The sequence below is a fragment of the Actinophytocola sp. genome (genome assembly GCF_009379765.1).
Lineage (GTDB): Bacteria > Actinomycetota > Actinomycetes > Mycobacteriales > Pseudonocardiaceae > Actinophytocola.
In genome coordinates, this window is record NZ_WHTD01000235.1 from 1 (window position 1) to 10,081 (window position 10,081).

The following is a 10,081-nucleotide window of genomic DNA, read 5'->3' on the forward strand; positions in this document are numbered from 1 at the left end:
GAACACCCCTGCCCCTACAACCCCGAAAGGACCCCGAAGCAGCCGACACCGCAGCAGGTCGGCGGCACACTCACGCCCATCCCCCGAAACACCCAAACCAAGATCGACAAAATCAAGACAAGATCAAATGGCTATTGCATGAAAGGCCGAGGCTAGTGTCGCGTGACCCTGAAACCTTTACGCCGCTGCGGTCCACGCGGCCCCTGGCTGCGTTGGAGAAAAGCCCAAGTACATCCAGTACGAGCGGCTTTCCTCCGCCTTGCCAGGAACCACGTGGATCCACAGCGGACGCAAAGGAACAGGATCACGCGACACTAGGAGACCAGGGCTGTGCCGAGCACGACGCCGACCGTGGCGGCCGCGAAGCCCGACATGGCGTGCGCGATGGGGGAAAGTGGGTTCGCCGCGCGAAGCCTTCGCGGACGAGCCTGACGGTCGCGCGGCCGAACAGGCAGTAGGTGGTCGGGGCGCCGGATGCGGTGATGCCGGCAGCCGCGGCGCCGAGGACGAACCCGCCGGCGACGTTGACGGCGAACGGTCTCCACAGCCCAGCGACGTGCTCGGGGTTGGGTCGCTCGGGGCGTCGGAACGGGTCGACGCTGTTGCGGAGTACGAGACCGGGTACGCCGCCGAGCGGCATCGCCAGTGTTGTCATGAGCGCAGCCCTACCTGTGATCGCGTGGACCTGGTCAGGTAGGGACTGTTGGCGGTGCCATCGGGTGGAACCGCGGTTGGGTCCGGCGAGCCCCTCCGCCGGGCGCAGGTGCGCTGGGTGCAGCCTACTGGGTTTCCAGCATCTGTTCGGCCGGCTGTTCGACCACTGTCGCGAAGCGGAAGCGGCCGGGGTGATGGGTGGCGAGCGCGTCCGCGCACGGCGGGCACGCGATCGTGCGGGTCTCGGTGAGGAGATTTCCGCCGACGAAAAGCCGGTAATGTCGGGTGGTCTGGCTGCCGATCCGGGCGCAGGAACGGCAGACGGCGGCGCCGCAGGAGGCGCAGACGGCGACCGCCGGCACGGTGTCGCCGCGGTCGGCGCAGTTGTAGCAGTGCATGATCTCTCCTTCTTGGTTGGGTCAGGTGAGGATGAGGACGAGGGCGAGCATGGCGAGGAACGCGATGAGCATGTAGGCGACGTAGGCGTCGAGTCGCCCGTTCTGCAGTCGTTTCGCCGCGCGCACAAGAGTGCGCAGCGGGCGCAGCAGGGGTCGGTAGAGGAAGCGTTCGACGGCCTCGACGACGTCGGAGGTGTAGCCGAGGTGGGCGCCGCCGGCGTCGCGGCGGGGGTCGTCGTCCTGCCCGCCGGTCTGGCGTTCGACGGTGCGCAGCTCGGCGCGGGTGAGCAGGACGTTGGCCAGGACCTTGCGGGTCGGGTTGGTGAACGCGAAGGGCGTGTACTGGTTCTCACCGGCGACGCCGCCGGTGGCCGAGCGCCAGGCGGGCACGCGGCGGACGGCGAACATGCGGCGGCGGGCGAAGGTGAGGCACAGCAGGGTGGCGGCGCCGAAGAGCACCGGCAGCATGACCGCGAGCCAGGACGGGGAGAGGATCGAGAAGTCGGCGAACACCGGTTGCAGCACCCAGGGTCCCTTGCGTGCCGAGGCGGTGACCGTGTGCGGGACCAGCGGGTCGAGGCCGGCGCCGATGAGCCGCACCTCCAGCGGCGCCAGCGCGGCGACCGCGAGGCAGCCGGCGCCGAGCACACCCACCGCGACTCCGCTCAACGTCCCGGCGTCGCGGGTGAGCTCCTCGTCGTGCGGCCCGCGGGGGCCGAGGACGGTGAGCCCGACGATCCGCACGAACGCCACGGCGGCGAACCCGACGGTCAGCGCGACGAGCGCGCCGGTGATCGCGAGCGGGAGGGTGTAGCCGAGCGGGCCGAGCCGGAACTGTTGCATCAGCGCTTCCAGCAGGAACCACTCGGACACGAACCCGGCGTCAGCGGGAGCCCGGCCAGCGTCAGCGCGCCGATCGCGAGCCCGGTGCCGCTGACCCGCAGCCGGTGTCCTACGCCGCGCAGGTCGTCGAGGGTGGTGGTGCCGGTGGCGTCTTCGATGCCCGAGACGGCGGTGAACAGCAGGGCCTTGGCGATGGCGTGCGCGACCAGCTGCAAGGTGGCGGCGAGCAGCCCGACGGCGACCAGCGGTGCCAGCCCGACCGCGGTGCCGACCAGGGCGACGCCGAACCCGACGGTGATCAGCCCGGCGTTCTCCACGCTGGAGTAGGCCACGACCTCGGCGAGGTCGGTCTGCACGGTGGCGTGCGCGATGCCGAGCAGGGCGGTGGCACCGCCGAGCAGCAGCACGAGGACGGCGAGCCAGGGCGGCGGCTGGTGCAGCAGGTCCAGGGTGCGCCACAGGCCGTAGAAGCCGGCGTTGACCGCGACCCCGGCCATGATCGCGCGCAGCGGGCCGGGCGCGGCGCGGTAGCCGCGCGGCAGCCACACGTGCACCGGGACCAGGCCGACCTTGACGGCGAAACCCAGCACCAGCAAGGCGAACGCGGCGTCCCGCACCCTGGTGTGCGGCAGCGCGGCGAAGCCGGGGAACGTGAAGTCTCCGGTGGCGGCCGCGAGGAGGAGGAAGCCGACCAGCAGCGCGGCGCCGCTGGCCTTGCCGAGTACGACGGTGACGACCGCGGGCGCGGCTTCGCGGCGGTGGTGCGCGGTGAGCAGGTAGAAGTCGAGGGTCAGCGACTCCCAGGCGAACAGGAACACGAACACGTGGTCGGCCGTGACCACCACCGCGACCGACGCGAGGGTCAGCGCGTAGGCGCAGCCGAGGCCACGTGCCCGGATCCGGTGTGGACCCTGCGGTGAACGGGCGGCCCAGCCGGCGCAGGCCAGCGACACCGGCGCCGCGACGGCGAAACAGACCACGAGGAACAGCGCGGAGAGCCGGTCGACGGTCAGGCTCGCGGCGCCGAAGCCCAGGAACGCGTCCAGCCCGACCCGGGCCCCGTGCCCGGCGAGACCGGCGGCCCCGGTCACCGTGAGGAGCACCGAGGCCGCCGTGCCGAGCAGGTAGGGCAGCGGCCGGGCCCAGGCGTGGCGCACCCCGAGGACGAGGTCGGCCAGCAGCGCGACGCCGAGCAGGCCGAGTCCGGACAGCAGCACCCAGGTCATGCCGATCGCCTCGCCCCGGACCGGAGCCGGCCGGTGGCCAGCAGGAGCGCGTGCAGCAGGCTGAACGGGCTCGGCGGGGAGCCCGGCACCCACACGTCCACCGGCAGCAGGTCGCCGACGCCGCCCGCGGTCGCGTAGGACGGCGAGACCAGCCCGCCGCTGATCGCGTCGGTGCCGGCGGCGATCACCACCAGCGGGACCGGCATGCCTTCCAGCGTGCGGGCCAGGGGTGCGGTCATGCCGTGCGAGCCGGCGCCGGTGACCAGCAGGATGTCGGCGTGCCGGGGGCTCGCGGTGAAGAAGATCCCCAACCGGTGGATGTCGTAGACCGGGTTGAGCAGCGCGAGCACCTCCCACTCCTCGGATCCGTCCGACCCGGCGTCGACGTGTCTGATGTGGACAGATCGGCGCAACGCCCTGGTGCGGCGGGCCAACCCCGCGCGCAGCCGGGCCAGCTCGTCGTCGGTCTCCGCCAGCTCGGGCACGACCAGCGCTCGCCGGTCGAGCCGGGCCGTGTCGCCGCCGGTCTGCCACCCGAACGTCTCCGGTCGCGCGGAGACACAGGCGCCACAACCGATGCAACGCCCCTGGTCCACCCGCACCTCGCCGTGCGCCTGGCCGATCGCGCCGGTCGGGCACAGGTCCTCGAGCCCGTCCCGCCACACCGCGCCGGCGACCGGCCGGGCGAGGTTGCGCACGCCGTGCTCGGCGTAGGCGTCGGGACGGCGGGGGTAGCGGGTGGTCAGGACTCCGTTGCGCAGCCCGCGAAACACCCAGGGCATCTACGTCACCACCCCGGCGATCGACACACCGAAGCTGGCCTCGATGAACGGAAAGTCGGTGAGGATGTCCCCGCGGAAGGTCCGGGAGAACACCGACAGGTTGTGAAAGGACGCCGACCGCGGCGCACACTGCCGCAGCCGTCCGTCGTCGCCGGTCCGGGCCAGGTAGAGCACCTCGCCCTGCGGGGCCTCGGCCCACCCGACCGCCTGCCCGGCGCCGGGTTCGACCGGCACCCGGGTCTGCTCGCCGGGGCCGTCGAGTTGCTCGAGCACCTGCCGCAGCAGGTCGAACGACTCGGCGACCTCGTCCCACCGCACCCACAGCCGGGCCATCGCATCCCCCTCGTCCCGGACCGGACCCGAGCGCCGGGCGAGCTTCGGGTACGCGTCGTAGGGCCGCTGCCAGCGTGCGTCGTCGTCGTAGCCCGACGCGCGGCCCACCGGACCGAGCACACCGTGCAGGCGCACCAGGTCCTCGTCCAGCGGACCGGTGTCCCGCAGCCGGTCCAGGAACGACGCGGTCTCCATCAAAGCGTCCACATCGGACGCGAGGCGATGGCGCAGCTCGTCCAGCCGAACTCTGATCTCGCCGGCCGCGACCAGTGGGAGGGCGCGGACCCCACCGGGGGCGACGACGCCGCGGCCGAACCGGTTGCCGCACAACGCGGACACCAGCCGCAGCACGGACTCCTTGTGCCAGCCGAAGCGCGCGGTCGCCGCCGCGAGCCCGGCGGCGTCGGTGAGCTTGACCGCGACGTCGAGATGGTTGGCGATGCGCTCCAGCTCCGCGTGCAGGACCCGGACCAGCTGCGCCGCGAGCGGCGGTTGCGCGCCGGCGAGGTCCTCGAGGGCGTGGCAGAACGCGAGCGCGTGCGCCACCGACGCGACGCCTTCGACCCGCTCGGCCAGCAGCACCCCGCGCTCGGCGGTCATGCCCTCGAACCGGACCTCGAGTCCCCGGTGCTTGAAGTGCGGTCGCACGTTGACGTGGGAGATGTCCTCACCGGGCGTCTCCACCACGTACTCGACGGACTCGAACACCCCCGAGCGCACCGGTCCGTGCGGGATGCTGAACAGCCCGGCGCCCATCACCTGGCTGGGCAGGGCCCGCTCGTCCGGCTCCACGTGACTCGGGTGGAAACCGGCCCCGGGGCTGGGCAGCGGATCGCCCGCGTCGCGGTGGGGGAGCACCAGCGGGTCCAGCCTCGGGTGCCCCTCGGGAACCAACCCGAACAGGTCATGCAGCTTTCGCTCGTACCAGAACGCGGGCGGCAGCTCCGGCGTGAGCGACGGGTAGCGGTCCATACCGGGCGGCAGGGTCACGCCGACCACGTCGATCCGATCCGGCTCGGCGAGCAACGCGTGCAGCGTGACACCGCCGGCGATGTCCCCGGCGCCGAGCAGCGCGGCGAACCGTGCCCCACGCCGCCAGCGGGCCAGCACCTCCTCTCGGGTGCGCGCGGTCATGTGCCGCCTCCCAGCTCGGCGACTCCGCGGGTCAGCAGGTCGGCGAGGTCGGCGGGCGGGTGGATGCCCAGCACGACCAGGACCACCAGCCCGGCCAGCATCGGCGCGACCATCCAGGCACTCGGCTCCCCGCGCGACGGCACGGTCGACCCCGCGGCGCCGGGGGTGAACAGCATTCGGGTGGTGGCCACCGACAGGCCGAGGAACGCCACCGTCACCAGCACGACCAGCACGACGGTGACCGTGTTGTGCGCCGCGGCCAGGCCGCCGGCGACGATCTGGAACTCGCTGCGGAACAGCCCGAACGGCGGCATCGCCGACAGCGCCAGGATCGCCAGCAGGAACAGCGGCGCCGTCCACGGCAGCGTGTCCAAACAGGACCGGATGGTGCCGGTGTCCTTGGTGCCGTACTTGCGGACCAGCACCCCGGCGCCGAAGAACGCGTTGCCCTTCGCCGCGGCGTGCACGATCACGTGCAGCAGCACCCCGGCGACCGCCAGCGGCGCGCCGAGCCCGATGCCGATGGCGAGGATGCCCATGTGCTCCACGCTCGAGTATGCGAGCAGCCGCTTGAGGTCCCGCTGTTCCAGCAGGTACAGCGCGGCCAGCAGCAGCGACAGCACGCCGAACACCAGCAGCACCGTGCGCGGGAAGGTCGGCCCGAGCGTGGCGACCGCGATCTGGTAGTAGCGCAGCACCGCGTAGAAGCTCACCGCGAGCAGCGACCCGGACAGCATCGCCGACACTGGTGTCGGCGCCTCGGAGTGTGCGTCGGGGAGCCAGGTGTGCACCGGGAACAGGCCGACCTTGGTGCCGAAGCCGATCACCGCGAGCACGAACGCCAGCTGCACCGCGGTGTGCGGCAGCGCCCCGCCGGCGGACAGCAGTGGCGCGAACGCCAGGTCGTAGGAGCCGCCGAGCACGGTGGATCCCGCGTAGTACATGACGATCGTGGCCAGCAGCCCGATCCCCAGTCCGGCCGACGCCAGCAGCACGTACTTCCAGGCGGCCTCGGCGGCGTTGTCGGTGTCGTCCAGCGCCACCAGCAGAGCCGAGACGACCGTGGTGATCTCGATCGCGATCCACAGCAGGGCGAGCCCGTCCATCAGCGGCGCACACATCATCGACCAGGCGAACAGGTTCAGCCCGAGGTAGAACCGCCGCGCGTACCGGACGAACCCCGGATCGTCCCTTTCGGACGCGAGGTAGCCGACGGAGTAGACGGTGGCCGCGGCGTAGAGAAAGGCGGTGCCGAGCAGGAACACCACCGACACCGCGTCCGCCCGAAGGAACCCGAACCGCACCGGCCCGTCCACCACGGCGGGGACCAGCGCGACGGCCAGCCCCAGGCTGGCCACGCCGGTCACCACGCTCACCGCCTCGGTCGCCCGGGTCCGGCCGGACAGCGCGACCAGCGCCGGCACCAGCGGCACCGTGACCAGCAACACGAGCACGACCGGCATCGCTACCCCCGCAACCGCGTGATGTGCCGAGTGGACAGTGAGTCCGCTCGCTGGTGGTGGACCTTCATCAGCACCCCGAACACGACCACCGCCACCAGCAGGTCGAAAAGGAACGCCACCTCCAGGATCAGCGGCATGCCGGCCGCCACCACCAGGCTCGCGAGCGACACACCGTTCTCCAGCGAGAAGAACCCGATCGCCTGCGACACCACGTCCCGCCGCACGATCATCAACACGAACGCCACCAGGATCACCGCCACCGACAACCCCAACGCCGTCGTCGGCAGCGCCGGGCTCGTCACGTGAAACCGGCCGGTCGCGAAGAACCCGAACGCGGCCACCGCCACCGCGAGCAGCACCTCGCTGGCCACCCCCAGCGCACCGCTGCCGGCGATCTCCGTGCCTGCCGAAGACCTGCTTGCAGGGTCGAGCGTCAACGCGGTGCGCAGCATCCGCAGCACCAGCCACGGCACCACGATCACCTTCAACGCCAGCGACAACCCGGCCAGCACGTACAGCTCGGGCACGTCCCGGCCGATCGCGACCACCACCGCCAGCACCGACACCAGCAGCGACTGCGCCGCGTACACCCGAACCTGCGCCCGCAGCAACGCGGTCCGCAGCATCGCGAACTCGGTCAGCAGCACCAGCACCGCCAACCCGTTCGCGACACCCGCGTACACCCCCGGCGGAGCCACGGCGGGAGCATCGACGGCGATCGGAGCCATCAGCCGCCTCCGAAGTAGAGGGTGAACACGGCCAGCACGGCCAGCAGGAACGCCGCCGCCACGAACTCGGTGATCTTGAAGAGGCGCAGCTTCGCGAACGAGGTGTCGACCACGGCGATCACCACACCCAGCACCACGCACTTGCCCACCAGTGCGAGAATCGCGACGGCCACCGCGCCGACGCCGGCCGTCGCGGCGAGCCCCCACGGGGCGATGAACACGTTGAGCAGGATGGTGAACAGGATCAGCTGCTTCATCGCCGAGCCCCACCGCAGCATCGCGAGGTAGGGGCCGGAGTGCTCGAACGGGCGGGCCTCCTCGATCATGCCGAACTCGTTCGTGCCGGTGTGCGTCTCCACCGGGATCCGCCCGGTCTCGTACAGGATCACCAGCAGCAGAGCCGCCGCGGCCAGCAGGTGCGCCGGCCGCACGATCTGCTCGGCCGACGAACGCACCGTCTCCGCCAGCGCATACGGCAGGTCGGTCCCGGTCACCAGCGCCACCGTGAACACCACGAACAGCACAACCGGCTCGGTGATCGCGCCGAACGTCTTCGCCCGGCTCGCACCCATCTGCGCGTATGGCGACCCGGTCTCCGTCGCCGCCACCGCGACCACGAAGCTCGCCAGCGCCAGCACGAAACCGCCACCGAGAATGTCGCCCATGTAGCCCAGCGGCAGCGGATACGTGGTCAGCACCGGGATCAGCAGTGGAACCGTCAGGTAGCACGCCATCGCCACCAGCGGCGCGGCCAGGAACACCCACGACGTCCCCTGCGGCGCGAGCGCCTCCTTCCGGAACAGCTTCGCCAGGTCGTAGTAGGGCTGCAGCACCCGCGGCCCCCGGCGGCCCTGCAACCGCCCCTCGACCTTCGCGATCACCCCCGACACCCCGGGCGCGACGACCAGAACCGTCAGCACCTGCAGCGTCTGCACCACCGGGATCGGCACAGTCATGGCGCCACCCCCGCCCGGGAGGCACGGGCGGCGCGTGGAGCGCGGGAATGGCTGGGGGCTGCTGAGTCCTCGTCCACTCGATCCTCCTCTACCGGCCTGCCAAACGTGCGAACACGAAGGTGGTGCGGTAGAGGCCATTAGCGGAAACGCAAGTCCGCGGTTAGAGGCGAGCCCCATCGCCTGTGATCACAGTCTGACCAAGGCGCACCCGGTGCGCAAGCCCAACGCCTCGACCGGCTGGCGCTTGACCCGCCGTGTGCGCGAAGATGTACGCGATGACGTACTGAGAGTGGCGATGGATCCCGCCAGGGCCCGCCGGGTCCGAACCGCCCCGCTCGCGGGCTGATGGTTCCTGGTAACGCGTGCACCGATGTGCCTGACTCGTGCCAGGAGGACCAATCCATGAAGACGCAAGGCCTTGCCCTCCGGCTGTCGATCTTCGTCGGCGAAGGCGACATCTGGCACCACAAGCCCCTCTACACCGAGATCGTGCACCGCGCCCACAAGGCCGGGCTCGCCGGCGCGTCGGTGATCCGCGGCATCGAGGGATACGGCGCCACCTCCCGCATCCACACCACGCACCTGTTCCGGCTCAGCGAGGACCTGCCGCTGCTGATCCTCATCGTCGACGAGGAACGGCGGATCCGCGAGTTCCTGCCCCAACTCGACGAACTGGACATCAGCGGGCTCGTCGCCCTCGACGCGGTCGACACCATCCGCTACACCGCGCCCGAGCACCGGCCGGCGCACTGGTGGTCCGCCCGCTAACGTCCCCGCAACACCGTCATCAGCACGTCCTCGGCGCGGTGGTAGCGCATCGAGTCCACCCCCACAGGCGATACCGCACCGGCCCGCTTGGCCGGCCGCGCACCTCCGCGACATACCCGGCGATCTTGGCCTCGGCCAGCGCGAACAGCACCGCCGCCAGCTGGCCCTCGGCCAGGTCCGCGAGCTGCGCCCACGCCGCCGCCGGCAGCCCGTTGCCGAAGCCGCGTGGCGGCAGCCAGAACCCCAGGCCGCGCTCGCTGAGCCACTCGTACGGTCGCTCCGGAGAGGAGCTCATGACTCCCCCTCGCGAGCTCGGTCGAGCCGCTCGCGGTCGCCCTGTGTCGATGGTTCGCTCGCAAGCTCACGAACGAACTCCCCCTCGCGAGCTCGGTCGAGCCGCTCGCGGTCGCCCTGTGACATCGACTCGCTCGCAAGCTCGCTCATGACGACCCCTCGCAGGCTCGGTGTCGCCGCTCGCGGTCGCCCTGTGACATCGACTCGCTCGCAAGCTCGCTCATGACGAGCCGTCCACATCGGTCACCCGCTCGGCCACCCACCGGTGCAGCACCGCCAGCCGAGCGGCGGGCGCGCCGAGGCCGGTCAGCCGGCGACGCATCGGCTCCCGCCGCGGGTTGTCCGTGACCGCGAACGCCAGCTGCAGCGCCGTACGCACCAGCCACTGGTGGTACCGCAACAACCGCGCTACCTCCTCGCCGAGCCACCGGTGCTCGGCGGCGAAGTCGATCCGCCGCAGCTCGTCGCGCAACCGCTGGTAGGCGGTCACCAGCTCACCGCA

At 71.5% G+C, this 10,081-nt stretch carries 12 protein-coding genes and 2 riboswitches; of the genes, 1 reads left to right on the forward strand and 11 read right to left on the reverse strand.

All coding sequences use genetic code 11. The features are described 5' to 3' along the window. Positions 1 to 304 precede the first annotated feature (304 nt). From GEV28_RS40045 to GEV28_RS40085, 9 genes are all read right to left on the reverse strand, one after another. On the reverse strand, positions 305 to 655 hold the full coding sequence (locus GEV28_RS40045; protein ID WP_291419235.1) for a hypothetical protein: 351 nt from the start codon (positions 653 to 655) through the stop codon (positions 305 to 307). Positions 656 to 779: 124 nt separating this feature from the next. Further along, a complete protein-coding gene (locus tag GEV28_RS40050) occupies positions 780 to 1,052 on the reverse strand; it encodes a DUF2180 family protein (protein ID WP_291419237.1) in 273 nt (90 codons plus the stop codon). 21 nt (positions 1,053 to 1,073) lie between these two features. Then, positions 1,074 to 1,925, reverse strand: coding sequence for a hypothetical protein (locus GEV28_RS40055; RefSeq protein ID WP_291419239.1), 852 nt, complete (start codon positions 1,923 to 1,925; stop codon positions 1,074 to 1,076). Next, the gene (locus GEV28_RS40060) at positions 1,895 to 3,121 is read right to left on the reverse strand and encodes a proton-conducting transporter membrane subunit (RefSeq protein WP_291419241.1); all 1,227 of its coding nucleotides are present in this window, start codon (positions 3,119 to 3,121) and stop codon (positions 1,895 to 1,897) included. The genes GEV28_RS40055 and GEV28_RS40060 overlap by 31 nt, the downstream gene beginning before the upstream one ends. Continuing rightward, the gene (locus GEV28_RS40065; protein ID WP_291419243.1) at positions 3,118 to 3,903 is read right to left on the reverse strand and encodes a ferredoxin; all 786 of its coding nucleotides are present in this window, start codon (positions 3,901 to 3,903) and stop codon (positions 3,118 to 3,120) included. Before GEV28_RS40065 ends, GEV28_RS40060 begins: the two co-directional genes overlap by 4 nt. Continuing rightward, positions 3,904 to 5,370, reverse strand: a complete 1,467-nt coding sequence (locus GEV28_RS40070; protein WP_291419246.1) for an NADH-quinone oxidoreductase subunit C — start codon at positions 5,368 to 5,370, stop codon at positions 3,904 to 3,906. Then, on the reverse strand, positions 5,367 to 6,833 hold the full coding sequence (locus tag GEV28_RS40075) for a proton-conducting transporter membrane subunit (protein WP_291419248.1): 1,467 nt from the start codon (positions 6,831 to 6,833) through the stop codon (positions 5,367 to 5,369). The genes GEV28_RS40070 and GEV28_RS40075 overlap by 4 nt, the downstream gene beginning before the upstream one ends. Before the next feature lie 2 nt (positions 6,834 to 6,835). Continuing rightward, positions 6,836 to 7,561 carry a hydrogenase gene (locus GEV28_RS40080; protein WP_291419250.1) on the reverse strand — a complete coding sequence of 242 codons (726 nt, stop codon included), beginning with the start codon at positions 7,559 to 7,561 and terminating at the stop codon, positions 6,836 to 6,838. Beyond that, positions 7,561 to 8,517 carry an NADH-quinone oxidoreductase subunit H gene (locus GEV28_RS40085; protein WP_291419252.1) on the reverse strand — a complete coding sequence of 319 codons (957 nt, stop codon included), beginning with the start codon at positions 8,515 to 8,517 and terminating at the stop codon, positions 7,561 to 7,563. Before GEV28_RS40085 ends, GEV28_RS40080 begins: the two co-directional genes overlap by 1 nt. Before the next feature lie 121 nt (positions 8,518 to 8,638). Then, a riboswitch (Fluoride riboswitch) is annotated at positions 8,639 to 8,707 on the reverse strand. A 92-nt stretch (positions 8,708 to 8,799) separates the two neighbouring features. After that, positions 8,800 to 8,879: riboswitch (Fluoride riboswitch) on the forward strand. Between the two features lie 40 nt (positions 8,880 to 8,919). On the opposite strand from GEV28_RS40085, the gene GEV28_RS40090 reads away from it, so the two are divergent. Next, entirely contained in the window at positions 8,920 to 9,285 is a 366-nt protein-coding gene (locus GEV28_RS40090; RefSeq protein ID WP_291419254.1) for a DUF190 domain-containing protein, read from the forward strand. 19 nt (positions 9,286 to 9,304) lie between these two features. Here GEV28_RS40090 and GEV28_RS40095 read toward each other — a convergent pair whose 3' ends face one another. Further along, positions 9,305 to 9,580 (reverse strand): hypothetical protein, encoded by a 276-nt coding sequence (locus tag GEV28_RS40095; RefSeq protein ID WP_291419255.1) that lies wholly within the window; start codon positions 9,578 to 9,580, stop codon positions 9,305 to 9,307. Between the two features lie 219 nt (positions 9,581 to 9,799). Then, positions 9,800 to 10,081: hypothetical protein (locus GEV28_RS40100; protein ID WP_291419257.1), on the reverse strand; the 282-nt coding region annotated here is incomplete at its 5' end.

Excerpts from the sequence above, each read along its gene's own strand:
- GEV28_RS40065 (WP_291419243.1), bottom strand. The coding sequence starts at position 3,903 with ATGCCCTGGGTGTTTCGCGGGCTGCGCAACGGAGTCCTGACCACCCGC.
- GEV28_RS40075 (WP_291419248.1), bottom strand. The coding sequence starts at position 6,833 with ATGCCGGTCGTGCTCGTGTTGCTGGTCACGGTGCCGCTGGTGCCGGCG.
- GEV28_RS40085 (WP_291419252.1), bottom strand. The coding sequence starts at position 8,517 with ATGACTGTGCCGATCCCGGTGGTGCAGACGCTGCAGGTGCTGACGGTT.
- GEV28_RS40070 (WP_291419246.1), bottom strand. The coding sequence starts at position 5,370 with ATGACCGCGCGCACCCGAGAGGAGGTGCTGGCCCGCTGGCGGCGTGGG.
- GEV28_RS40050 (WP_291419237.1), bottom strand. The coding sequence starts at position 1,052 with ATGCACTGCTACAACTGCGCCGACCGCGGCGACACCGTGCCGGCGGTC.
- GEV28_RS40080 (WP_291419250.1), bottom strand. The coding sequence starts at position 7,561 with ATGGCTCCGATCGCCGTCGATGCTCCCGCCGTGGCTCCGCCGGGGGTG.
- GEV28_RS40095 (WP_291419255.1), bottom strand. The coding sequence starts at position 9,580 with ATGAGCTCCTCTCCGGAGCGACCGTACGAGTGGCTCAGCGAGCGCGGC.
- GEV28_RS40060 (WP_291419241.1), bottom strand. The coding sequence starts at position 3,121 with ATGACCTGGGTGCTGCTGTCCGGACTCGGCCTGCTCGGCGTCGCGCTG.
- GEV28_RS40045 (WP_291419235.1), bottom strand. The coding sequence starts at position 655 with ATGACAACACTGGCGATGCCGCTCGGCGGCGTACCCGGTCTCGTACTC.
- GEV28_RS40090 (WP_291419254.1), top strand. The coding sequence starts at position 8,920 with ATGAAGACGCAAGGCCTTGCCCTCCGGCTGTCGATCTTCGTCGGCGAA.